The sequence below is a fragment of the Rhizorhabdus argentea genome, assembly GCF_037861105.1.
Classification (GTDB): Bacteria; Pseudomonadota; Alphaproteobacteria; order Sphingomonadales; family Sphingomonadaceae; genus Rhizorhabdus; species Rhizorhabdus argentea.
The window spans coordinates 1-22498 of sequence record NZ_JBANFK010000011.1; the positions used below are offsets into that span (position 1 = coordinate 1).

The window sequence follows — 22498 nt, forward strand, 5'->3', positions numbered from 1 at the left end:
TGAGCCGGCAGCGACCCGATCGCCTGATCCGCGAGCAACGTCCGATCCTGCCACGAGCCGACTTCTTCAACACAATCCGCCCAATAGCGGCCTTCCGCCACTGCGAGACGATTCCCCAAAAGCAGCCCCTCGGGGACGGACTTCAAACGGCACCGGCAACCACAAAACCCAGGAAAAGTGCCGATGCCGCGATCATCACGACAGTGGCCGACCACCCAGTGATCATCTGCCGACGAGACACGGTCAAACGCCCCATTGCGCGAGGATTACGAACGATCAGCATCATCACAACCATCAATGGGCCAGCGAGAATGCCGTTGACGACTGCTGCCCAGTAAAGTGCACGGGCGGGGTCAATACCGATGCCATTCAGGGAAGCCCCGGCCAGCGTAGTCGCCGCAATCGTCCCGTAGAACAGCCGAGCAGAGAGTGGCTTGGCATCGAGGCTGCCTGCAATTCCCGCCATTTCGGTAACGGCATAGGCAGCCGACCCCGCAAGCACAGGCACAGCCAACAGCCCCGTGCCGATGACACCTGCGGCAAACATGGCGAAGGCAAATTGTCCCGCTATCGGGCGAAGTGCCTCGGCGGCCTGCGACGACGTTGCGATGTCGCGCACTCCATGGGCATGAAGCGTCGCAGCGGTAGCGAATACGATCGCAAGCGATATGATGGTGCTGAACGCCATGCCGGTGAGCGTATCAAGTTGAATGCGCTTGAGTTCGGGGCCGGCGGTCGTTGCCGTCAGACACAGCGGTTTGGCGTGGTGCCGGTGCTGTTCCTCAATTTCCTGCCCGGCCTGCCAGAAGAAAAGATAGGGGCTTATCGTCGTGCCGAGGATCGCGACGAAGGCGGTCGCATAGGCGGCGTTAAATTGCAGTTCGGGCACTACCAGCGAGCGCAGCGCGTGAGGCCACGGCACATTGGCAACGGCTACGACGGCAACGTACGTAAACAGAGACAGCGTCGTCCATTTCAGGATTGCGGCATAGCGCGGGTAACTAAGCCCAACTTCTAGAACGATGCACACGATGCCGAACAGCAGCGTGTAAAGCGCGCCATTTCCACCGATGAGGAGGGTCAGGGCCGCACCCATTGCACTCAGATCGGCTCCAAGATTAACGATGTTCGCGATCAGCAGCAGCGAGACCATCAACCACAATATCGGACGGGGAAAATGACGTCTCAGGTTGCGGGCGATGCCGGCGCCGGTGACACGGCCGATCTCGGCAGCAATTTGCTGTATTGCCACCATCAGCGGGAAGCTGAGGACAAATGTCCACGCCAGACCATAACCAAATTGGGCGCCCACCTGGCTATGTGTGCCTATGCCGCTAGGATCGTCATCAGCTGCGCCCGTAACAAGACCAGGCCCGAGAGCCCGTAAAAAGGCACGAATTCCGCTAGGGGCGGCGGTATCAGAGGAGACAGGTGTGGTCACTCGTCAGCAGTCGCACGCGCCGCGTCGAGTAGCAACGCGCAGCCACCGCGGGATCAGGATAACCGCTATCACCGCGCCCATTTGCGACGGTTGTGATCGAAAGCAGGCGGTCCGCCTCCCACAACTTTCCTGCCATCCGACCCTGCGCTGGCGACGGGCGCCGACATGTCCGCTCGCGACCCAATCTCGGTCGTTATCGACTTGCCCAAGGCGCCCTGCTAAGCGGACGCCCGTGAACACGCTGCGAACATCCGCGATGGTCGTCTTCCTGCTTGCGACCGGGTGTTCTTTGAAGCCGCCACCGCCGGGCTTAGACTTAACCGATGGTTGCTATTACGTCGGCAGCGTCCCGGTGTTGAAGATCAAAGATCGAGAAGGTCGTTTTCTTATTCCGGGAAACATGACCAAAGTTCAAGTTGATCATGAACACGACGAGAACAGCGCGACCGCTATTTTCTCTCCGGGTTTCACATTAGACAGGGAGCCCTCGTTAAAAGTACGGCAGCAAAATCAGTTCCCGAGTTACTACATGATGATGAAGCCCTATACAGCTACACCCGTCATCATGGTGCCGACAGACCCGCTCGGCCTAATTGATCTGGAGCGCGGTACGCCCTGTTAGTGGAAAGGTTTAACGGCAGCTATCGACACGTCTCGCCTAAAAGCTGACCGTCGCATAACCACCCCATCTCCGCCGTCGGATCAATCTGATCGGCATGGCTGCTCGCTGCCACGGCGGACGATCAGAATTTGTGGGTCAAAGTCTTCAAATAGGAGCGAACGGCTTCAACGGTTTTAACCGAAGCCAGATGCAATCGGCCGTCCAGATGGCCCAGCCCCATATCTTCAGAACTGGCCCAATCGAGATATGCGACGGCTTGTCCGGCAGGTTGCCCGCTGCGTAGCAAGCTGACAATATGGAGAAGATACTCATCATATTCGTCAGCACACGCTTCGTCCCACCCACCATCGGAATTAGCGAGGCCAATCGGGTCCCAATACTTCCATCCGATCTCTCGAAGCCTGGACAGCTGCATCTTAGGATAGGCTGACATCTCCCAAAGGTAGCCGGAGAATTGCGGACGTTCCAACATTTCTAGCCGTTTCAAACCATTTCGGACGAGTTGGCCGCTGCCGGCCCAATAGCGGAAGTGAGCCTGGCGCGGTAATGCCGTCGCACGGAAAGTACGGCCGGTTTCTCAGATAAAGGGTGGTTTGTCTGTGAAATATATCTCGAATTGGGAGAGGTCCAGTAGATCGCGTCTATCGGCATCCAGCTAGCTGGCGACTGATATGGCTGGGGGCGGGGGCTGCAAATGCACCTCGTCTTTGCCAGCAACCGATCCACTCAACTGGGGTGCCGCACCGCTTGGCGATCTTTTCAGGCAATGTGCGTAGGTTTCTCGCGTCCAGAGTTGTCGGGGCGAGGAACGACCCAATTAGCGGCGATAGTGAGTATCGGGCGGTTCATGCCAATATGGTGGCATCCCGGCGCTGCGACTGCAATGAGACGTGCCCATCATGCCGCGGCGCTCTGCAGTGGCGCGAATGCCTTTGATTATTCTTGACGTGTAGGGTCTGGCCCGCTGGGATAGCCGCCGCTTACGGGCGGCCTGTTCGGGCCCCGATGGCTCATTCTCATGACCAGCATATTTGAAGACAATGCTTCCGGCTCGGGCGATCGGTCGTCGCCCGCCATCGGCGGTGATCAGACGATCAACTCGCCTTGTGGAGGCCGTTCGGAGAAAAAATATTAAAAAACGAGCAGACAACCCCATGCACCCGGAATAAATGCGAATCGTTCGCATCTGGCGGGCCGTTTCAAGGTTGAGATAGTTCGATCAGCGGCGCACGGATCGGCGCTGACCGTCCAGCGCACAACGCGGTCACCGGGATCGCATCTGCCTGAAATGGGAAAATGGTGGAGCCGTGGGGGATCGAACCCCAGACCTCTGCAATGCCATCGCAGCGCTCTCCCAGCTGAGCTACGGCCCCGTGCCATTTCGATCCGCGCCGGATGGGACCGGCGGCGGAGCGCGCTCCTTTATGTCAGCTTGGCGGGGCCCGCAAGAGCCCTTTTAGCATGAGGAGCGGCTTTTCGGTCGGATGACCGGTGCCGGGGCGCCCGCGCGGGGGCGGCCCGGCCTCCGGCCTTAGTTCTCGTCGTCGTTGTCGGTCGTGTTCAGGCCGATATCGTCGTCGCCGCCCAGGTCGACATCGTCGTCCGGGTTGGTCTCGGCTTCCTCGTCGATGTCCAGATCGTCCTCGGACAGATCGGTATCGGCGGTCTCGACCTCGACTTCCTTCTTAGGCGCGTCGAACGGCAGCGGCTGCTTCGACTTCAGGACGGGATCGGGCTCCCACGCCGCACCGCATTCGATGCAGGTCACGGGATTGTCCTTTTCGAGATCGTAAAAGCGGGTGCCGCATTTCGGGCAGGTCCGCTTGGTGCCCCATTCAGGTTTCACCACGGTGCAGAAACTCCAGTCGAAAAATGAGGAAAACTCAAAGGCTGCCCGAGTCATCGGACAGCCGAAACGCCGGGCGCCTTGCCATAGCGGAACGCCGCTGTCAAAAGCCGCGCCTTATGCATGGCACCGCCCCCAAACCCGCAAGCTTCGCCGCGCCCGGCCCGCTGCGGGGCGTGGTGGGCGTTCCCGGCGACAAGTCGATCTCGCACCGCGCCCTGATGCTGTCGGCGCTGGCGGTCGGCGAAAGCCGGGTGGAGGGGCTGCTGACCGGCGAGGACGTGCTGGCCACCGCCGCGGCGATGCGCGCCATGGGCGCTCAGATCGTCCAGGAGGCCGATGGCGGCTGGCGCATCCACGGCGTCGGCGTCGGCGGGCTGCTCCAGCCCGAGGGCGCGCTCGACATGGGCAATTCGGGCACCTCGACGCGGCTGCTGATGGGGCTGGTCGCCAGCCACGCGATCACCGCCACCTTCACCGGTGATGCCTCGCTGTCGAAGCGGCCGATGAACCGGGTGATCGAGCCGCTGTCGCTGATGGGCGCGGACATCACCGCCACGCCGGGCGGGCGCTTGCCGCTGATGCTGCGCGGGCTGTGCCCGGCGGTGCCGATCGAATATCGCCTGCCGGTCGCATCGGCGCAGGTGAAGTCGGCGGTGCTGCTCGCCGGCCTCAATACGCCCGGCATCACCCGCGTGATCGAGCCGGTGCCCACCCGCGACCATAGCGAGCGGATGCTGCAGGGCTTCGGCGCGGAGCTTTCGGTCGAGCTGGACGGCGCCACCCGGATCATCTCGATCCGTGGCGAGGCCGAGCTTCGCCCGCAGCATATCGTCGTGCCCGGCGATCCCTCCTCGGCGGCTTTCCCGGTGGTGGCGGCGCTGCTGGTGCCGGGATCGGAGGTGACGGTCACCAATGTCGGCCTCAATCCCACCCGCGCGGCGCTGTTCGACGTGCTGCGGATGATGGGTGCGGACATCGCCTTCACCAACCGGCGCGAGGTCGGCGGGGAGCCGGTCGCGGACATCGTCGTGCGCCATTCGACGCTCAAGGGAATCGAGACGCCGATCGAGACCGTCCCGGCGATGGTCGATGAATATCCGATCCTGTTCGTGGCGGCGGCGCTGGCCGGGGGCCGCACCATCGCGCGCGGGCTCGAGGAGTTGCGGGTCAAGGAATCAGATCGAATCACGGTGATGGCCGAAGGGCTGCGCGCGATCGGCGCCCGAGTCGAGGAGCTCGAGGACGGGCTGGTCATCGACGGTACCGGCGGCGACCCGCTGCCCGGCGGCGCGACCATCGCCGCGCGACTCGACCACCGCATCGCGATGAGCTTCGCGGTCGCCGGACTGGTGTCGCGGGCACCCGTCGTCATCGACGACATGGGGCCGGTCGCGACCAGCTTCCCCGGCTTCGCCGCGCTGATGCGCGCGCTCGGGGCGGAGACGGCATGATCGTCGCGGTCGACGGCCCGGCCGCCTCGGGCAAGGGCACGATCGCCAGGGCTCTGGCCCGCCATTTTGGCCTGCCGCATCTCGATACGGGCCTGTTGTACCGTGCCGTTGGCATGGCGGTGATGCGCGCCGGCGGCGATCCCGCCGATGCCCAGGACGCGCTCCATGCCTGCGATTTCGATCCGGCGCTGCTGCGAGATCCTGCGCTGAAGACGGAGGCTGCGGGCAAGGCGGCTTCGCTGGTGTCGGTCCATCCGCAGGTTCGCGAGGCGCTGCTCGATCGCCAGCGCGGTTTTGCTGGCCAGTCCGGTGGCGCGGTGCTGGACGGCCGCGACATCGGCACGGTCATCGCGCCCGAAGCCGATGCCAAGCTGTTCGTGACCGCCAGCGCCAGGGTCCGCGCCGAGCGCCGCCACCGCGAACTCGAGTCGATGGGCGCGGCGATAGGCTTCGATGCGGTGATGGCCGACATCCTCGCTCGTGACGAACGCGACATGGGGCGGTCCGCGGCACCGTTGCGCCAGGCCGCGGATGCCGACTTGCTCGATACAAGCGATTTGGGTATAGACGCGGCCGTCCAACGGGCGATTGCGCTTGTGGAAGGCCGAACGGCAGACCGCTAAAAAGAGGTCGCTGAAGCAGGCGTGTCAGGGGGTCGGCGGATAGCCGATCTCTTGCCGCGCCTTTCTGCTTTGTCGGGTAGCCTGCCGCGAGCGCGATGATTCGGAGGATGCCATAGGGGCATTCGGCTCCTGTGGCGGTTCTGGCCCCAAGACCTCCGGAGACAACCGGATGGCCGGAATAATCGAATAGGAACTCTAACTTTATGGCCACTGCGGCAAACCCGACCCGCGACGACTTCGCGGCTCTCCTGAATCAAACGCTTGGCGGCGAAAACGAAGGCTTCGAAGGCCGCGTCGTCAAGGGCACCGTCACCGCGATCGAAAACGACATGGCCGTCATCGACGTCGGCCTCAAGTCGGAAGGCCGCGTGGCGCTCCGCGAGTTCGCGGCTCCCGGCCAGAAGGCCGATCTCAAGGTCGGCGATGAAGTCGAGGTCTATGTCGACCGCGTCGAGAATGTCCATGGCGAAGCGATGCTCAGCCGCGACCGCGCCCGCCGCGAAGCCGCCTGGGACAAGCTTGAAACTGAATTCTCCACGACCAGCCGCGTCGAAGGCGTGATCTTCGGCCGCGTCAAGGGCGGCTTCACGGTCGACCTCAACGGCGCCGTTGCCTTCCTGCCGGGCTCGCAGGTCGACATCCGCCCGGTGCGCGATGTCACCCCGCTGATGGATATCCCGCAGCCCTTCCAGATCCTCAAGATGGATCGCCGCCGCGGCAACATAGTCGTGTCGCGCCGCGCTGTCCTGGAAGAGACCCGCGCCGAGCAGCGCTCGGGCCTGATCCAGTCGCTCGCCGAGGGCCAGGTTATCGAGGGTGTCGTCAAGAACATCACCGATTATGGTGCATTCGTCGACCTGGGCGGCATCGACGGTCTGCTCCACGTCACCGACCTCAGCTACAAGCGCGTTGGCCATCCGAACGAGATGATCAACATCGGCGACGTCGTGAAGGTGCAGATCATCCGCATCAACAAGGACACGCAGCGCATCTCGCTCGGCATGAAGCAGCTCGAGAATGATCCGTGGGAAGGCGCCGCCGCCAAGTACCCGATCGGTGGCAAGTTCACCGGCCGCGTCACCAACATCACCGAATATGGCGCCTTCGTGGAGCTGGAAGCGGGGATCGAGGGCCTCGTCCACGTGTCCGAGATGTCCTGGACCAAGAAGAACGTCCACCCCGGCAAGATCGTATCGACCAGCCAGGAAGTCGAAGTCGTCATCCTCGAGGTCGACGCCGACAAGCGCCGCATCTCGCTCGGCCTCAAGCAGGCGATCAACAACCCGTGGGAAAGCTTCGCCGAAGCGCATCCGGTGGGCTCGACCGTTGAGGGCGAAGTCAAGAACGCGACCGAGTTCGGCCTGTTCGTCGGGCTCGACAACGATGTCGACGGCATGGTCCACATGTCCGACATCGCCTGGGGCGTCACCGGTGAGGAAGCGCTGGCGCTTCACCACAAGGGCGAAACCGTCAAGGCGATCGTGCTCGACATCGATCCCGAGAAGGAGCGCATCTCGCTCGGCATCAAGCAGCTCGAGCGCGGCGGTGTCTCCACCGCAGCGGCGAGCGATGGCGCCAAGCTCAACAAGAGCGCGATCGTTACCGTCACGGTTCTCGCGGTCACCGATGGCGGCCTCGAAGTGCAGGCCGGCGACGATGGCGTGGTGGGCTTCATCAAGCGCAGCGATCTCGGCCGCGACCGCGACGAACAGCGTCCGGAGCGTTTCCAGGTCGGCCAGAAGTTCGACGCGATGGTGAGCGGTTTCGACCGTTCGAAGAAGCCGACCTTCTCGGTCAAGGCGATGCAGATCGCCGAAGAGAAGCAGGCCGTCGCGCAGTACGGTTCGTCCGACTCGGGCGCGTCGCTCGGCGACATCCTGGGCGAGGCGCTCAAGGCGCGCCAGGGCAACTAAGCAACTGTCATCGGGCGCTTTCAGGGCGCTCCGGTATCAAGAGGGCGCGGAGCTTCGGCTTCCGCGCCCTTTTTATCGTCGTCATCCTGAAACAAGTTCGGGATGACGAAGTGCTTAATCATCGCATCGACGCAAATCCGCGACTTTCGGCCGCGTTAACCACCGCCTTGCATAGCCGCTTAAGTCGCACCGCCTAGATGGGGGGCTCGACTTCTCGAAGTGCGAGTGACCTATGCTTACCGGAATGTTCGTCGGCGGCGTGCGCGGAACCGGGCTGGAGACAGCGCGCAGCTGGCTCGGCACCAATCCGCAGATGACCACCATCTTCATCGAGAAGGCTGACTGGGCCAGCTGGAAGGGCGAGATCGCGTTCAATGCGGTGCAGGCCAAGGCGCAGGGGGTCACTCCGCTCTGGTCGGTGCCGCTGATCGCCGACACCGGCAACCTCCAGGATGGCGCCGCGCACAAATATGACGCCAACTATGTCTATGCGGCCCAGAAGCTGGTCGCCTCCTTCGGCAAGGACCAGCCGATCATCGTCCGCCTCGGCAACGAGATGAACGAGAATTATTTCAACTGGTCGGCGATCAAGGACCCGGCGGCATTTGCGCAGACATTTCGCAACGCAGTGGACGCATTCCGGTCGGTTTCGGGCAATTTCAAGTTCGAGTGGAACATCCAGGTATCGAAGACGGCGATGGACCCGGCCACCGCCTATCCCGGCGACAAATATGTCGATTTCATCGGCGGCGACTTCTACTTCAACAAATCGGGCGCGACGGCGGCCGATGGCGCGACGATGTTCCAATATCTGGTGACGTCCAAATATGGCCTGCAATGGGTCGAGGATTTCGCGGCCGCCCACGGCAAGCAGAGCGCCTACAGCGAGTGGGGCATGAACACCGCCAATGGCGGCAGCTTCATCGCGCTCGCCAAGCAATGGTTCGACACCCACGATGTCGCCTATGCGAATTACTGGGATAGCAACGCCTCCTTCAGGGGCAAGCTGAGCAACGGCCAATATGGTGCGGCCGGCGAGGTCTATAAGGCGATGCTCGTCAACGGAGTCGATCCGGCGGGGAGCTACACCGCCAGATCCTGGACTGGTGACGGCGCCGACAACTATTTCGGCCAGGAAGCCACAAACATCAATTACACCCTCGACGCCGGCTCGGGCAACGACGTGATCGCGCTCGGCCACGGCGCCAACACCGTCTCGGGCGGCTATGGATCCGACAACATCTATGTCGGCAATGGCGACAACCTCATCTACGGCAACGCCGCCGGCGTCCCGAAGGACGCGAACGACACGATCACGGCCGGCAGCGGCAGCAACCGCATCGAGGGGCAGGGCGGCGACGACAGGATTACCGTCGGCGCGGCTGGCAGCACCGGCAAGAACGTCATCGATGGCGGCGACGGCAATGACAGCATCGTCATCAAGGGTGCGGGGGCGAACAGTGCGCAGGGCGGCGGCGGTGCGGACCGTATCGACGCAGGCGCGGCTACCGGCGGCAACCTGCTCGCCGGGGGATTGGGCAACGACACCCTGCAGGGCGGTGCCGGCCGCGACACGCTCACCGGCGGCGACGGTGACGACCGGCTGGTCGCGGGCAAGGGTAGCGGGCATGCCGATGTGCTGACCGGCGGTGGCGGCGCGGACATCTTCGATTTCAGCCAGCCCGGTTCGGGTGCTGCCGCGAACACTGGAACATTGTTCCAGGAAGTCACGGATTTCCTTCACGGCACCGATCACATCGATCTCGCCTTCAAGGTCGGCGCGGGCGACCTGCTCGTCGCGACCAAGCTGTTCACGACCGTCGCTTCGGCGCAGAGCTATGCGCAGCAGCTGCTCGACGGCCATGCCGGTAGCACCGATATCGCGGCGCTCAAGGTCGGTGCCGACAGCTTCCTTTTCTATCAGGGTGCTGGCGCGCCGGGCGCGATCGACTCGATCGTCAAGCTCGATGGCGCCGCGGCGACGACGCTGAGCTATCAGGACTTCATCTGAGATGCCCTTCAGGGCGGCGACGAGACGTGCCCGCCCTTTTTTTCAAAGCCGGCCCGTTCTACGCCCAGTGGCATGACAATCATCCGCCCGGCCCGCCCAGATGACGCGGCAGCGCTCGCCGACCTCAAACTGGTCACGTTCCGCGAAACCTTCCTCGACGAAGGCTTCGGCATTCCCTATCCGCCCGTCGATCTCGCCATATTCGAAGCAGCGTCTTACGCTGAGCCGGTGGTTGCCGCCGAGATCGCCGACCGCAGCCGGCAGAACTGGGTCGCCGAGCGTGATGGCCGACTGCTCGGCTATGCGCAGATCGGGCCCTGCAAGCTGCCGCATCCCGAGGTGCAGGAAGGGCATGGCGAACTCTACCAGCTCTATGTGCTGCGCGAGGCACAGGGGCTGAAGCTGGGCAAGCAGCTGCTTGATTGCGCGCTGGACCATCTCGCGGTGGCGCGCCCCGGCCCCGTTTGGCTCGGTGTATGGTCTGGCAATGACAAGGCTCAGACGGTTTACGCCGCGCGCGGGTTCGAGAAGGCGGGAGAATATCGGTTCAAGGTGGGCAGCTGGTACGACGAGGAGTATATCTTCCGCCGGCGATGAGCTCGCTTGTCGAACGACGCAGGCGGTTATTCCGCCGCTTGCGCCGTGTTGCCGATGTGTTTGGTCAGGTCGATGATCATCGTCGACGCATGGACGAGGCGGGCGATCGAGCCCTGGACGAGCATCTCGATGCCCTCGTCGCTGGCGAAACCACCATAGACGAGGCAGCGCGCCTGCAACACGCGCGAAAAGGCGTCCCAGATCTTCGGGTCAGGCGGCGTCGGGTTGCTCCAGAAGGCATCGAGCGGGCCATCGAAAGTAATGCCGGGAATGTTGTACACCGCCTGGCCCAGCGCGATCACCGGTACGCCGGATGCAAGCGCGAGCGTTCCGGTCGTGCTGTTCACGGTGACCACGCCAAGCGAGCCCTCGACGATGTCGGCGATACTGCCGCCCTTGGCAAAGATCACCCGGTCCTCGACGTCGAGGCGACGCGCTTCGCGGCGGATGAAGTGCCGCCAGCTGAACAGGCTGCTGTCGAGCGGATGTTCCTTGACGAGCAGCAGGGTGTCGGTTGGCGCGGAGCGCGCGAAGCTCTCTATGACATAGGAGGCGCCGGCCTGCATGGTGCCGAACAGCGAATGAACGCGGATCTGGTGATCCGACGAGAGCTGTAGCGGCAGGGTGAAGTAGCGGCGGCCCTCCAGTCGGGCGAACGCCGTCTCGGCCTGATCCTCGTGCAGCTTGCGCAGCGCGAACTGCTTGAGCCAGCCTAGCGCCTCGGCGGCGGCCGAACGGTCGCGATGCGACCGGTAGTTTGGAAAGCGCAGCTTGCCGAGCGAGGTGCGGGCATAATAGCTGGTCGCCTCCTGCGCACGACGACGGAAGCGGGACGGCACGTTGGGAAGATCGGCGAGCGGCGGCAATGTGCGCGCCGCGCCCAGATACCATTTCGGATCGCGCGGCAGAGTCGAATGGCCGTTGACGCCGTCGAGTTCCAGCGTCGCCCAGTTCGGGCGGATATAGCCTTCCTCGAACACATGGACGCGCACGCCGCGCAGCCGGGCCATGCCGCGGGCGGCATTGTGCAGCGGCCGGCAATCCCCGAACAGGATCACGTCGCTGATCGCGTGCTGGACGATATAATCGTCGACGAAGCAGGGCCAGCGTTCGGCGGTGCCGCGATAATCGACGGCGGGCCCCGTCCAGGAGGCGGCATCGCCGGCGTTGAGATTGATCCGGTGAACGGCGTGCTTCAGGTCGCGCAGTGCCCCGCCGAGGCGATCGAAGAACGGGCCGGGCGGCCCCTGCAGGAACAGAAAGCGTTGCTTGGCTATGTCGTGCAGCTTCACGCTCTGCCTCCCGCGCCGATCATTCCGCGCCGCAAACGTCCCTGCATGCGCCTGAAGCGCGTCAGCAGGGTCTCTTGCGGAACGGGTTGTGCCGCCAGTCTTTCGACCAATATCTCAGGCGGACAGGGCAATTTTGTGACTGGATCAAGATAGCGCGGATACAGGATCAAGGTTGCCGCCACCAATTGCGCCTTCGTTACTATGCGGCCCGAGCGCCGTTCAATGGGCGGTGCCAGGTCGCGCGTCAATCCCCAACCTGCGTAGAAAGGGTGGCCATGGGTCACGACCTCGCATCCCCTGATCAGTGCCTCGAACCCGGCGAGCGAGGTGAGCACATGCACCGCATCGACGCTGTCGAGCAGCGAGGACATCGGTGCGTCGCGAACGATCAGGTCGACCACTGCGAGCGCTTCGCTGTCCGCAATCCGCCCCCTGCGATGGCCGGCATCGACATCGGGGTGCGGCTTGAAGATGAGATAGGCGTCGGGCTCGGCTGCTCGCGCGCGGCGGATCAGGTCGAGATTGCCCGCGACGCCCGCTCCGCCGAGGCGGACCGATAGGTCGTCCTCGACCTGCCCCGTCACGAGCACCACACGACGGCCCTGCACCGGCCGCTCGAACGCTCGGCCGCCGCTGGCATATTTGCTGATGCCGGCATCGATCAGGCTGCGCATCAGCCGTTCGGCGCGAGCGATCAGCACCGGATTGTCGATAGGTGTCGCGATCAGCGTCTCGAGATCCGAGGGCTTGCGAGGATCGAGGTGGAGTCCGCTGCGATCGAGGATGATCGAGTGGGGCGGGTGGCAGTCGCTGCCCAGGCCGGTCGAGCGCAGGAAGCCATCCTCGACCGGATGCACCGTGACGCCATGCGCGGCCGCCTCGGCATCGAGGCCGCGCGGCGCCTTGGACGGCCACACGGCAATCGCGCCCTGCCCGGCGCGGGCATTGCGCACCGCGTCGGCGGCGCCGCGCGCAAAATATAGATGCTGGCCCGGCCACAGCATCGTCTCGACCTCACGCCGCTTCCACCCGGCGATGCCGGCGGCGACCGCGAGGCCGCGATTGCGGTCGATCGCATGGCGCCAGAAGGCGAGCTGTTCGATCGCCGCCTCGACCGGCACCGGCCGGCCCCAGAAAGGATCGCGATAGTCGGCGGCATCGATCAGCCACGTGATCACGGCGCGTTCGAGCGGGTCGGGCGCGCCATCACGTGCGATGTCGGAAAAGCGGCCGGCGCCCAGCCAGTCGACCTCGCGTCCGGCCATCCACGCGACCAGACCGAGTTCGTCGTCGCCACCCGCGCTGATCGCGCCCTGGTCGATGCGGTGCCAGGGATCGTCGGCCCCGGAACACCAGAAGCTGCCGCCGATCCGCTCGGTGACGATCTGGTCGATGATCAGTCGCGCGCGCTCGACGTCCTGCGTGGACGCTGTTGCACGAGGCGAGGGGGCAGGTTTTGCCGTGCTGACGGCAGCAACGGCCGCCGGCGTACCGGGGAAGGGCGGTGACCGAAGGAACGGAACGAAGACCTTCATCGTATCGCCCGGCACACCCTGACCTTAACCATCGCGGGAAAATACGCTCCCCCCGCCGTCGATCAAGCGCATAAGGCAGGGGAAATATGTTTCGCGCACGGTTCGTCCCTGTTTCGGCAGGGACTGTCGTGCGGAGCCGCAGCGGGCAGGCGCCGACGTGCCTCCGGGCGGCCGAGTCGGCACCTGAACAGGTTCAGGATGACGACGGATCAGTGGCGGGCCTCAGAAGGGCACGTCGTCGTCGAGGTCGCCGGCATCGAACGGATCCGACTTGCGGCCCGCCGGCGCGCTGGCACCACCGCGGCCGCCACCGCCGCCAAAGCTCGAGCCGCCGCCATAGCCGCCGCCCTCATCGTCGCCCCAGCTGCTGCCGCCGCTGCTCGCGCCGCCACCACCGCCCATCCCGCCGCCGCCGCCACCGCCGGGTCCATCGAGCATCACCATCACCGCGTTGAAGCCCTGCAGCACCACCTCGGTTGAATATTTCTCGACACCGGCATTGTCGGTCCATTTGCGGGTCTGGAGCTGGCCTTCGAGATAGACCTTGCTGCCCTTGCGCAGATAGCGCTCCGCGACATTGGCCAGGTTCTCGTTGAAGATCGCCACCGAATGCCATTCGGTCTTGTCGCGGCGCTCGCCGGTGTTGCGATCCTTCCACTGCTCGGAGGTGGCGACGCGCAGGTTCACCACCTTGCCGCCATTCTGAAAGCTGCGCGATTCGGGGTCGCGGCCCAGATTACCGACCAGGATCACCTTGTTCACGCTGCCAGCCACGGCTGTCTCCTAAATTGGGGGTTGCTCTAGAGTCTCAGAGCGATCGCGGCCCAGTATGTAGCGCCTGCCGCGAGATATGCGAGGGCGAACAGATAGGCGAGCATGAAGCCCGTCCACTTCCAGCCATTGGTCTCGCGGCGCACCACCGCGATCGTCGAAATACACTGCGGCGCGAACACGAACCAGGCGAGGAAGGCGAGCGCGGTCGGCAGCGACCAGCGTCCATGCAGCCTGTCGACCAACGAGCGCTGCTGTACGCTCTCGTCCGAAGCATCGACAGCATAGACGGTAGCCAGCGCCGAAACCGCGACTTCGCGGGCCGCCATCGCGGGGATCAGTGCCAGCGCCATGTCGCGGTTGAAGCCGATCGGGCGCAGCACCGGCTCTATGCCGTTGGCGATGCGGCCGGCGATCGAATAGTCGATGGCGGGCAGCGCGCTGCCGACGGGCGGCTTGGGATAGGAGACCAGCAGCCACAGCACCATCGTCGTCGCGGCGATGATCGTGCCGGCCCGCCGGAGGAAGATCATCGCACGCTGCCACAGGCCGAGCGCGACATCGCGCAGGATCGGCATCTGGTAGCGCGGCATCTCCATCATGAAGCCGGGTGGCGGCCCCTTGGTGACGGTGCGCCTGAGAATGAAGGCGGCCAGCATCGCGCCGCCGACGCCGGCGACATAGAGGCCGAACAGCACCAGGCCCTGCAGTCCGACGCCCGGCGCCACGGCGCGCGCGGGAATGAAGGCCGCGATGATCACCGCATAGACCGGAAGCCGGGCCGAACAGGTCATCAGCGGCGCGATAAGGATGGTCGTCAGCCGGTCCTTGTGGTCGTCGATGGTGCGGGTCGCCATGATGCCCGGGATCGCACAGGCGAAGGACGAGAGCAGCGGGATGAAGGCCCGGCCCGACAGGCCGACCCGCGCCATCAGATGATCCATGATGAAGGCGGCGCGCACCATATAGCCCGATGCCTCGAGCATCAGGATGAACAGGAACAGGATCAGGATCTGCGGCAGGAAGACGATCACCGCGCCGACCCCTGCAATCAGCCCCTCGACGATCAGCGAGCGCAGGAACCCCGCGGGCATGGCAGCCGTGACCGCCGCCTGCAGTTGCTGGAAGCCGCGGTCGATCAGGTCGACCGGCATCGCCGACCAGGCGAACACCGCCTGGAACATCACGAACAATATCGCCGCCAGCAGCACGGGCCCGATGATCGGATGAAGTGCCACCGCGTCGGCGCGGTGGCTCCATCGGCGCTTGAAATTCTCCTCGGTGGTCGCTGCGACCGCGATCGCGCGGGCGCGGCGCTGCAGCGTCACGATGTCCTCGTGGATCGCGGAGTCGGCGTGCCCCAGGCGAATGGCACCGCCGGTCGCGAGCAGGCCGATCGCGGCCTTCAGTTCGTCGATTCCCTTGCGGCGCACGGCCACGGTGGGGATCACCGGCACGCCAAGCTCGGCGGAAAGCTTTGCGGCATCGATGCTGAGGCCGTCGCGCGCAGCCATGTCGATCATGTTGAGCGCCACCACGGTCGGCAGGCCCAGCGCGATCAGCTGGAGCGCGAAGCGAAGGTGGTTGTCCAGGTTGGTCGCGTCGATGACGATCAGCAGCGCCGAGGGCAGCCGCTCACCGGGCTGCTTGCCCAGCAACACGTCGTGGGTCACCGCCTCGTCGGGGCTCGACGGCTCGAGGCTATAGGTGCCGGGCAGGTCGAGCATCTCGACGGGGCGGCCATCGGCGAGCGCCATTCGCCCGGATTTGCGCTCGACGGTGACGCCCGGATAGTTGCCGACCTTCTGGCGGGCCCCGGTCAGCGCGTTGAACAGCGCGCTTTTGCCGGCATTGGGATTGCCGGCCAATGCTACCAGAGGTGCGGGATTCATTGGCTCCGGCGCGGCCCCACGCCGATAGCAGCAGCTTGCGCGCTACGCAGCGCGACGGTCATCCGGCCAATCCTGCATGCGATCGGATCGATCCCGAACGGACCTTTGTGGAGCTTCTCGACCGGCACGCCTTCGTCGACGCCAAGTTCGCGCAGGCGGCGGCCGTCCTTGTCGCTGAGGATCGCCCAATCGACACTGACGATTTCGCCGCCGCTTCCGAGTGGCAGCTTGTCGAGCGTCATCAAGGTCGTGTCGAGTTCCATGATGCGATTGATTATCAATAACGAGAGAAGATTGCGAGTCCAATCATGGCGGCGACCAGCGTCGCCCTAGCGACCGGCCCGGTAGCGCAGACGCCCCAGGAAACGCGCCGGGCTGAAGTGGCGGTCAGGATCGATCTTGATCCGGGCCTTCAGCTTTTCGATCTTCATCACGTCGTCGATGCGGCGGTCGAGGAACGCATGGGTGTCGGCAAAGCCTTCGCTGTCGTCGTCCATCCAGGCCATCAAGGTCGCGGCATAGACCGCAGCCAGCGTGGCGCGCTTGCTGTACCAGGCGAAGTCGACGCTGCTGTCTCCGGCGGCTCGCCACATCGCATCGGCGGCGCGCCAGCCCAGCTTGGCCGCGCGCCGGGCATTGCCGGGCCGGCCGAGGACGGCCAGCGCGCGGCGCAGCGCGTCGGGGTGGCCGGCGGCTTCATCGAGCCGGGCGAGCACTGCCGCGCGAATGCGGGCGCGGATCTTCATCCCCGTCACGCCCTGTGCTTCCAGCCTCGCGGCCATGGAACGGTCGATCATGGCGAACCAGGCGTCGATCATGTCGATCGCGCCATCGGGAAAGCACAGCGCCGCCCGGTCGGCGGGCACCCCCAGTTCCGCCGCGGCACCGGCCAGCGCCGTCCTGCTCCAGCCGTCGAACACGGCGTGCGCCGGCAGGCTGGCGGCCAGCGCGTCGCGCAGCTCGTCCAGGGTCATGTCGATTGGTGCGATCATGTCTCGGCTTCTACGCGCGGCGGCAGCGGCTGGCCAGCCTTGCGCGATCGCACCAGCACCAGCGCGGCACAGATCGCCAGTCCGCCGGCGATATCGACCGGGCCGAGCCGCTCGCCATAGCGCAGGCTGCCGATCATGGCGGCGATGACCGGCTGGATCAGCAGGCCCAGGCCGATCACCAGCGGCGGCAGATGTCCCATCGCGTAAACCATCAACCCCTGGCCGAGCACCTGGCTGCCGAGTGCGAGCAGCAGCAGCGGCCCCCAGTGCTCCGGCCAGAATGTACCGCCGTCGGTGAGCGCGAAGAGCAGCAGTGGCGCCATGCCGGCGACGGTCGAGATCAGCAGCAGCGGCAGCGGCTGGAGCAGCTCGCGGGCACGGCCCATAGCCACCAGATAAGCTGTGTAGAGCACGCCTGCGGCGATGCAGAGCAGGTCGCCGGTCAGGTAGCGGCTATCGACCTGATAGGAACGGCCGAGCAGCAGCAGGGTGCCGACTGCGGCCAGCACAAGCGCCGCGGCCTGCGCACGATCGGGCAGCGCACGCGCGCGGATCAGCGCATAGCCGGCGAGCAGGAAGCTGGCGATATTGCCGAACAGCGTGGCATTGGCGAGCTTCGTATGATGGATGCCGATGTGCCAAGTGCCAAGATCGGCGGCGAAGCACAGGCCGCCCAGCGCGATGAGCCCGATCATGCCGGGCGACAGGCGCGGGATCGGCTGGCGCGCCAGCCGCGTCAGCAGGAACAGCAGCGGTGCGGCGAGGCTGAGCCGCCAGAATGCGGAGGACAGCGACGAGACATCGGCGAGCCGCACGAGCCATGGGCCGAAGGCCAGCGTGACGTTGGCCACGACCATCGCGGCATAGGCGCGCGCGACGGGGGCGGGGCGCTCTAGCGCCGCAGCGGCGGCCGGTTCGTCGACGGACTGCATCACCGCAGTTCGTCCTATCTCCTCGGCAGGAACGCAAGTGCGAAGGGCAGGGCTTGGTCCGCGATCGATCGTCCGGCCAGCGCAGCGAAGCGCTGGCCCAACCGGTTCTACGCTCCGAACTTTTCCCGCAATTCCATCATGCGCAACGCCGCCTTGGCCGCTTCGCCACCCTTGTCCTTCTCGGCGCGGCGGGCGCGTGCGAGCGCCTGGGCTTCGTTTTCGACGGTCAGGATGCCGTTGCCGATGGCGATGCCATCCATCGACAGCGCCATCAGGCCGCGCGCGCTCTCGTTCGACACCACCTCGAAATGATAGGTTTCGCCGCGGATGATGACGCCCAGTGCGACGAAGCCGTCATAGCGGCCGCTCTCCGCGGCCATGGCGATCGCGCCGGGCACTTCCAGGGCGCCGGGCACCGTGACCGTCTCATGGCGATGGCCGGCGTCTTCGATCGCGGTGCGCGCACCATCGAGCAGCATATCGTTGAGATGATCGTAGAAGCGCGCTTCCACGATGAGCAGCTTGGCCATGACATTTACCCTTATTCGGAGAGATCGATCGGGCGCTCGCCTACGATCGAGAGGCCATAGCCGGCAAGGCCGACCAGCGTGTGGTGCGAATTGGTGAGCAGGATCATGTCCTGAACGCCGAGTTCGGTGAGGATCTGGGCGCCAACGCCATAGTCGCGCAACTCGTCCATCTCGGCCGGGTCGCTTCTTTCACGAGCGTCCATCGCCTTGCTCATCCAGCTCTTGGCCGGCCGGTTCAGCAGGACATGGACGCCCGATCCTTCCTCGGCGATCATTTTCATCGACCGCTCCACCATTCGCGAGCGCGATCTGTCCTCGCCGTACACATCGGCAAAGAGCGACAGCAGGTGCATGCGGACCAGCGTCGGCTTGTCCGGGTCGATATGGCCCTTCACCAGCGCCATCTGCTCGGTCTCCGTCGCCTTGTTGCGGAAGCTGATCGCCCGCCACTCGCCGCCCCAGTGGCTGGTGAAGCGCGACTCTGCCACCTTCTCGACGAGATGGTCGTGCTTGCGGCGATAGGCGATGAGGTCGCGGATCGTGCCGATCTTGAGCTTGTGCGTGCGCGCGAATTCGATGAGCGTGTCCATCCGCGCCATCGTGCCGTCATCGTTCATGATCTCGCAGATCACGCCCGAAGGATTAAGGCCGGCGAGCCGCGACACATCGACCGCGGCCTCGGTGTGCCCGGCACGGATCAGGACGCCGCCATTCTTGGCCACTAGCGGAAAGAGGTGTCCCGGGGTGACGATATGCTCCGGGCCCTTGCCCGAATCGATCGCCACGGCGACGGTTCGGGCGCGATCGGCGGCCGAGATGCCGGTCGTTACGCCATCCCTGGCCTCGATCGAGACGGTGAAGGCGGTCTCATGACGGGTGCCGTTGTTGCGGCTCATCAGCGGCAGGCCGAGCTGGTCGACGCGCTCCTGCGTCAGTGACAGGCAGATCAGGCCGCGGCCATGCTTGGCCATGAAGTTGATTGCTTCGGGGGTGGCCATCTGGGCGGGGATGATCAGGTCGCCTTCATTCTCGCGATCCTCATCGTCGACCAGGATGAACATCCGGCCGTTGCGCGCTTCGTCGATGATCTCCTCGATCGGCGACAGGCCGGAGAAGGACAGATAGCGCTCCAGCTTCTTGAGTGTCTCTGCCGTCGGATTCCAGTCGTGATCGTCGAGCGACCGTAGCGAGTTGGGATGGAGACCGGCGGCCCTCGCGAGTCCCGATCGGGATATGCGGCGCTCGGTGACGGCTTGGCGGATGCGTTCGATAAGATCGGTGCTCATTGCCCGCCATTATCACACCACGATGGCGCGCTCAATGAAAACGCACATTAAAATGTGAATTACCGCGAGGTGAGGGCGCGCAGCTGCTCCATCCGGCCGAGATACCGTGCCAGCACGTCGATCTCGAGATTTACGCGATCATGGATGGCAAGCCCGCCGAGCGTCGTCACAGCGCTGGTGTGCGGGATGATGTTGAGGCTGAACAGGGCGCTGCCGTCGGGTTGGTCGGTCACGCCGTTGACGGTGAGCGAGATGCCGTCGACGGCGATAGATCCCTTGGCGGCGAGATAAGGGGCGAGCGTCGCCGGCGCGTGGATCTCGATGCGGTGGGAATCGCCGTCGGGTGTAAGCGATGCGATTGTGCCGACGCCATCGACGTGGCCGGTGACGATATGGCCGCCGAGCTCGTCGCCCACCTTAAGCGATCGCTCCAGGTTCAGCTTACTGCCGATCCGCCACCGCTCGGGCGGCGTGCGCGAGACGCTTTCATGGCTGATGTCGACCGCGAACCAGTCGGGGCCGAGTTCCACCACGGTCATGCAGGCGCCCGAACAGGCGATCGAGGCGCCGATATCGATCGTGCCGGTATCGTAGCCGCAGGCGATCCGCACATGTAGATCGCCGCGCTCCTCGACCGCGATGATGGTGCCGATATCGGTAATGATTCCCGTAAACATCAGGCGCGGTGGTAAACAGAGAGCCGGTCGCTGCCAAGCGTCCGCATGTCGGCCAGTCGCCAGCGGCCGTGCGCCGCGGCGAGATCGCTCAGGCCGATGTCTCCAATCGCAGATTGGCCTGCGCCGATGACGATCGGTGCGGCATAAATCAGCAGCCGATCGACGAGGTCGGCCGCAAGGAAGGCCGCGGCAGCGCCGGCGCCGCCCTCGACGAGGATATGGTCGACGCCCTCGATGGCCGCGATCTCTTCAGGTCGGCGGATCGCCAGCCACCCCTCGGGAGCTTCGTCATGCCCGAGCATCGCGCGCCGCGGGCTGCGATCTTCCAGTCCCGGCAGGCGAACATCGAGTGTCGGGTCGTCGGCTTCGACCGTACCCCGTCCGACCAGGATCATGTCGCATCGGGCGCGTTCGAGGTGGCCATGGGCGCGGGCGGCCGGACCCGTGATCCAGCGGCTCGACCCGTTCGACAGGGCGATACGTCCGTCCAGCGAGATGGCGAGCTTGAGCGTGACGTGCGGCCGTTCCTTTGCCTGGCGGGTAAGGAACCCGCACATCGCCGCGCGCGCTTCGTCGCTGCAGACCCCCTGCGTCACCGGGATTCCGACGGCTTCCAGCCGCGCGATGCCCCTGCCGTCGGTGCGGGGATCGGGATCGCGAATCGCGACTACCACCCGCGCCGGCCGGGCGGCGACGATCAGGTCTGCGCAGGCCGGGCCGCGCCCCGACACATGCGCGCAGGGTTCGAGGGTCACGTACAGCGTGGCCCCTGTGAGGTCGCCCGCCGCATCGATGGCGCGCGCCTCGGCATGGGGCCGCCCGCCCGGCTGCGTCCAGCCGCGCCCGATGACGCGGCCGTCGCGGACGATCACGCAGCCGACTGCAGGATTGGGCGCGGTCCTGCCGCGGCCCCGGCCTCCGATGGCGATCGCAGCCGCCATCCAGCGGCGATCATCGGTCGCGGGATTATTCAATGCCGAGCTTGTCCGCGAGACGCTTATACTCGAGCTGCTTTTCACGACGCTTGGCATCGAGGATCTTCTGGTCCGCGATATTCTGGCGCTTGATCTCGTCATCGGTGCGGCTGGCCGGCCAGCTTTGGGCGTAGATGATCTGCGCTTTGGGGGGATCGGTCTTCGAGTCGACGTAGAAGCCGAGCACGATCAGCATCGGCATCAGGATCGACAGGGCGGCGAACAGCAGCTTGATGCGGTCCTGCCCGCGCAGGAACGCCTTGAGATCGGCCCATGCGGCGCGCGGGGTGGAAGGGCGTGGGAAGACGGCCATTGGCGCTAGATAGGCAAACAGCGCCCGGGGCGCCACCCCACGGCCGCAGCGAATGCCGGATTGTCGCTTCAGTCTCCTATCGGGAGCAAATTCGGTATCTTGAAGCGCACGGTCATTGTCCCGCCAACTGTCTGTCGCGGTGCCACGCCTGTCGCCGGCTTGGACTTCCACAAGCTCAGCGCGGACCAATGGCGTAATTTCCCAAGCCCCCTTGGCGGGTGATCCCAAATATTAGCCATCATCGCTGCCTGGTGCCCCGATGTGATCGAGAATCTTCTGGTTTTCAGGTCGGTTCTGAACTTGGCACGGCTCCTGCAACGCAGCCCGCATCGGCCGAGAGATGGTCGACACCAAGGGAGCAAGACGATGTCCGATACCAACTCCAGCATGAGCGATACCGGGCGCTTCCTGCTCGCAGTCGGCGGCGCGCTCTTGTTCAGCCTGGCCTGCCTCACCGCGGCGATCGGCCCGGTCAACGCCAACTGCACCTGCGCTGCGGCGACGGCGTCGCTCGACCGCCCCACCCTTCTTTGATCTTCACGCCTCTTCCCAAAAGGAGATTGCCATGTCTGTCCGCAGCAACGCGTTCCGCCTCAACAAATCCGAAGGCAAGATCATGGGCGTCTGCGCCGGGTTCGCCGATTATTCGGGCATCGATCCGATGCTGATCCGGGTGCTGGCCGTGCTGCTCACGCTGTGCGGCGTGGGTTCGACGATCATCCTCTACCTGCTGGTCGGGCTGATCGCGCCGTCGAACCGGCTCTGAGTTTCCCGCCGGCCCCCAGCGTCATCCCGGC

General features: G+C 65.0%; 23 protein-coding genes and 1 tRNA gene. 8 read left to right on the forward strand and 16 right to left on the reverse strand.

Annotated elements, in window-relative coordinates:
* Positions 1-142: 142 nt before the first annotated feature.
* Positions 143-1441, reverse strand: a complete 1299-nt coding sequence (locus AAC645_RS11635; RefSeq protein ID WP_340316181.1) for an NRAMP family divalent metal transporter — start codon at positions 1439-1441, stop codon at positions 143-145.
* 232 nt (positions 1442-1673) lie between these two features.
* Here AAC645_RS11635 and AAC645_RS11640 point away from each other — a divergent pair, with 232 nt between their 5' ends.
* A complete protein-coding gene (locus AAC645_RS11640; protein WP_340316183.1) occupies positions 1674-2063 on the forward strand; it encodes a hypothetical protein in 390 nt (129 codons plus the stop codon).
* Positions 2064-2184: 121 nt separating this feature from the next.
* Here AAC645_RS11640 and AAC645_RS11645 read toward each other — a convergent pair whose 3' ends face one another.
* From AAC645_RS11645 to AAC645_RS11655, 3 genes are all read right to left on the reverse strand, one after another.
* Positions 2185-2535: a hypothetical protein gene (locus tag AAC645_RS11645; protein ID WP_340316185.1), complete on the reverse strand. Its 351-nt coding sequence runs from the start codon at positions 2533-2535 to the stop codon at positions 2185-2187.
* Positions 2536-3360: 825 nt separating this feature from the next.
* Positions 3361-3436 (reverse strand) — tRNA-Ala (locus tag AAC645_RS11650).
* 158 nt (positions 3437-3594) lie between these two features.
* On the reverse strand, positions 3595-3912 hold the full coding sequence (locus AAC645_RS11655) for a TIGR02300 family protein (protein ID WP_340316187.1): 318 nt from the start codon (positions 3910-3912) through the stop codon (positions 3595-3597).
* A gap of 116 nt (positions 3913-4028) precedes the next feature.
* Here AAC645_RS11655 and aroA point away from each other — a divergent pair, with 116 nt between their 5' ends.
* The 5 genes from aroA to AAC645_RS11680 all read left to right on the forward strand — a co-directional run bounded on the left by aroA (position 4029) and on the right by AAC645_RS11680 (position 10507).
* The gene (aroA, locus tag AAC645_RS11660) at positions 4029-5363 is read left to right on the forward strand and encodes a 3-phosphoshikimate 1-carboxyvinyltransferase (protein ID WP_340316189.1); all 1335 of its coding nucleotides are present in this window, start codon (positions 4029-4031) and stop codon (positions 5361-5363) included.
* The gene (locus AAC645_RS11665) at positions 5360-5986 is read left to right on the forward strand and encodes a (d)CMP kinase (protein WP_340316191.1); all 627 of its coding nucleotides are present in this window, start codon (positions 5360-5362) and stop codon (positions 5984-5986) included. Before aroA ends, AAC645_RS11665 begins: the two co-directional genes overlap by 4 nt.
* Positions 5987-6189: 203 nt before the next feature.
* Complete coding sequence (gene rpsA / locus AAC645_RS11670) at positions 6190-7899, forward strand: 30S ribosomal protein S1 (RefSeq protein ID WP_340316192.1); 1710 nt, start codon at positions 6190-6192, stop codon at positions 7897-7899.
* Positions 7900-8131: 232 nt separating this feature from the next.
* The gene (locus AAC645_RS11675; RefSeq protein WP_340316193.1) at positions 8132-9910 is read left to right on the forward strand and encodes a glycosyl hydrolase; all 1779 of its coding nucleotides are present in this window, start codon (positions 8132-8134) and stop codon (positions 9908-9910) included.
* A 72-nt stretch (positions 9911-9982) separates the two neighbouring features.
* Positions 9983-10507, forward strand: coding sequence for a GNAT family N-acetyltransferase (locus AAC645_RS11680; RefSeq protein ID WP_340316194.1), 525 nt, complete (start codon positions 9983-9985; stop codon positions 10505-10507).
* 26 nt (positions 10508-10533) lie between these two features.
* Here AAC645_RS11680 and AAC645_RS11685 read toward each other — a convergent pair whose 3' ends face one another.
* The 12 genes from AAC645_RS11685 to AAC645_RS11740 all read right to left on the reverse strand — a co-directional run bounded on the left by AAC645_RS11685 (position 10534) and on the right by AAC645_RS11740 (position 21701).
* Positions 10534-11799 (reverse strand): capsule biosynthesis protein, encoded by a 1266-nt coding sequence (locus tag AAC645_RS11685; RefSeq protein ID WP_340316196.1) that lies wholly within the window; start codon positions 11797-11799, stop codon positions 10534-10536.
* Positions 11796-13334: a capsular polysaccharide export protein, LipB/KpsS family gene (locus AAC645_RS11690; protein WP_340316198.1), complete on the reverse strand. Its 1539-nt coding sequence runs from the start codon at positions 13332-13334 to the stop codon at positions 11796-11798. The genes AAC645_RS11685 and AAC645_RS11690 overlap by 4 nt, the downstream gene beginning before the upstream one ends.
* A gap of 222 nt (positions 13335-13556) precedes the next feature.
* Positions 13557-14108 (reverse strand): single-stranded DNA-binding protein, encoded by a 552-nt coding sequence (ssb, locus tag AAC645_RS11695; protein ID WP_340316200.1) that lies wholly within the window; start codon positions 14106-14108, stop codon positions 13557-13559.
* Between the two features lie 26 nt (positions 14109-14134).
* Positions 14135-15997 (reverse strand): ferrous iron transporter B, encoded by a 1863-nt coding sequence (feoB, locus tag AAC645_RS11700; protein ID WP_340316202.1) that lies wholly within the window; start codon positions 15995-15997, stop codon positions 14135-14137.
* Positions 15994-16260 carry a FeoA family protein gene (locus AAC645_RS11705; protein WP_340316204.1) on the reverse strand — a complete coding sequence of 89 codons (267 nt, stop codon included), beginning with the start codon at positions 16258-16260 and terminating at the stop codon, positions 15994-15996. Before AAC645_RS11705 ends, feoB begins: the two co-directional genes overlap by 4 nt.
* 66 nt (positions 16261-16326) lie before the next feature.
* Positions 16327-16989 (reverse strand): COQ9 family protein, encoded by a 663-nt coding sequence (locus tag AAC645_RS11710; RefSeq protein ID WP_340316207.1) that lies wholly within the window; start codon positions 16987-16989, stop codon positions 16327-16329.
* Complete coding sequence (locus AAC645_RS11715; protein ID WP_340316385.1) at positions 16986-17921, reverse strand: DMT family transporter; 936 nt, start codon at positions 17919-17921, stop codon at positions 16986-16988. Before AAC645_RS11715 ends, AAC645_RS11710 begins: the two co-directional genes overlap by 4 nt.
* A gap of 107 nt (positions 17922-18028) precedes the next feature.
* Positions 18029-18451 carry a 6,7-dimethyl-8-ribityllumazine synthase gene (gene ribH / locus AAC645_RS11720; RefSeq protein ID WP_340316208.1) on the reverse strand — a complete coding sequence of 141 codons (423 nt, stop codon included), beginning with the start codon at positions 18449-18451 and terminating at the stop codon, positions 18029-18031.
* 11 nt (positions 18452-18462) lie between these two features.
* On the reverse strand, positions 18463-19737 hold the full coding sequence (gene ribB, locus AAC645_RS11725; RefSeq protein ID WP_340316210.1) for a 3,4-dihydroxy-2-butanone-4-phosphate synthase: 1275 nt from the start codon (positions 19735-19737) through the stop codon (positions 18463-18465).
* A gap of 59 nt (positions 19738-19796) precedes the next feature.
* The gene (locus AAC645_RS11730; protein WP_340316212.1) at positions 19797-20414 is read right to left on the reverse strand and encodes a riboflavin synthase; all 618 of its coding nucleotides are present in this window, start codon (positions 20412-20414) and stop codon (positions 19797-19799) included.
* The gene (gene ribD / locus AAC645_RS11735) at positions 20414-21388 is read right to left on the reverse strand and encodes a bifunctional diaminohydroxyphosphoribosylaminopyrimidine deaminase/5-amino-6-(5-phosphoribosylamino)uracil reductase RibD (protein WP_340316214.1); all 975 of its coding nucleotides are present in this window, start codon (positions 21386-21388) and stop codon (positions 20414-20416) included. Before ribD ends, AAC645_RS11730 begins: the two co-directional genes overlap by 1 nt.
* On the reverse strand, positions 21381-21701 hold the full coding sequence (locus tag AAC645_RS11740; protein WP_340316215.1) for a hypothetical protein: 321 nt from the start codon (positions 21699-21701) through the stop codon (positions 21381-21383). Before AAC645_RS11740 ends, ribD begins: the two co-directional genes overlap by 8 nt.
* Positions 21702-22067: 366 nt before the next feature.
* On the opposite strand from AAC645_RS11740, the gene AAC645_RS11745 reads away from it, so the two are divergent.
* Together AAC645_RS11745 and AAC645_RS11750 are read left to right on the forward strand one after the other, a co-directional pair.
* On the forward strand, positions 22068-22235 hold the full coding sequence (locus AAC645_RS11745) for a hypothetical protein (protein WP_340316216.1): 168 nt from the start codon (positions 22068-22070) through the stop codon (positions 22233-22235).
* Between the two features lie 31 nt (positions 22236-22266).
* Positions 22267-22467, forward strand: a complete 201-nt coding sequence (locus AAC645_RS11750; protein ID WP_340316218.1) for a PspC domain-containing protein — start codon at positions 22267-22269, stop codon at positions 22465-22467.
* Positions 22468-22498 lie beyond the last annotated feature (31 nt).

What these genes read in the sequence shown, in the direction of transcription:
- AAC645_RS11645 (WP_340316185.1), bottom strand. Translation starts at nt 2,535, where the DNA reads ATGTTGGAACGTCCGCAATTCTCCGGCTACCTTTGGGAGATGTCAGCC.
- aroA (WP_340316189.1), top strand. Translation starts at nt 4,029, where the DNA reads ATGCATGGCACCGCCCCCAAACCCGCAAGCTTCGCCGCGCCCGGCCCG.
- AAC645_RS11665 (WP_340316191.1), top strand. Translation starts at nt 5,360, where the DNA reads ATGATCGTCGCGGTCGACGGCCCGGCCGCCTCGGGCAAGGGCACGATC.
- rpsA (WP_340316192.1), top strand. Translation starts at nt 6,190, where the DNA reads ATGGCCACTGCGGCAAACCCGACCCGCGACGACTTCGCGGCTCTCCTG.
- AAC645_RS11675 (WP_340316193.1), top strand. Translation starts at nt 8,132, where the DNA reads ATGCTTACCGGAATGTTCGTCGGCGGCGTGCGCGGAACCGGGCTGGAG.
- AAC645_RS11680 (WP_340316194.1), top strand. Translation starts at nt 9,983, where the DNA reads ATGACAATCATCCGCCCGGCCCGCCCAGATGACGCGGCAGCGCTCGCC.
- AAC645_RS11690 (WP_340316198.1), bottom strand. Translation starts at nt 13,334, where the DNA reads ATGAAGGTCTTCGTTCCGTTCCTTCGGTCACCGCCCTTCCCCGGTACG.
- feoB (WP_340316202.1), bottom strand. Translation starts at nt 15,997, where the DNA reads ATGAATCCCGCACCTCTGGTAGCATTGGCCGGCAATCCCAATGCCGGC.
- AAC645_RS11705 (WP_340316204.1), bottom strand. Translation starts at nt 16,260, where the DNA reads ATGGAACTCGACACGACCTTGATGACGCTCGACAAGCTGCCACTCGGA.
- AAC645_RS11710 (WP_340316207.1), bottom strand. Translation starts at nt 16,989, where the DNA reads ATGATCGCACCAATCGACATGACCCTGGACGAGCTGCGCGACGCGCTG.
- AAC645_RS11715 (WP_340316385.1), bottom strand. Translation starts at nt 17,921, where the DNA reads ATGCAGTCCGTCGACGAACCGGCCGCCGCTGCGGCGCTAGAGCGCCCC.
- ribH (WP_340316208.1), bottom strand. Translation starts at nt 18,451, where the DNA reads ATGGCCAAGCTGCTCATCGTGGAAGCGCGCTTCTACGATCATCTCAAC.
- ribB (WP_340316210.1), bottom strand. Translation starts at nt 19,737, where the DNA reads ATGAGCACCGATCTTATCGAACGCATCCGCCAAGCCGTCACCGAGCGC.
- AAC645_RS11730 (WP_340316212.1), bottom strand. Translation starts at nt 20,414, where the DNA reads ATGTTTACGGGAATCATTACCGATATCGGCACCATCATCGCGGTCGAG.
- AAC645_RS11740 (WP_340316215.1), bottom strand. Translation starts at nt 21,701, where the DNA reads ATGGCCGTCTTCCCACGCCCTTCCACCCCGCGCGCCGCATGGGCCGAT.
- AAC645_RS11745 (WP_340316216.1), top strand. Translation starts at nt 22,068, where the DNA reads ATGTCCGATACCAACTCCAGCATGAGCGATACCGGGCGCTTCCTGCTC.
- AAC645_RS11750 (WP_340316218.1), top strand. Translation starts at nt 22,267, where the DNA reads ATGTCTGTCCGCAGCAACGCGTTCCGCCTCAACAAATCCGAAGGCAAG.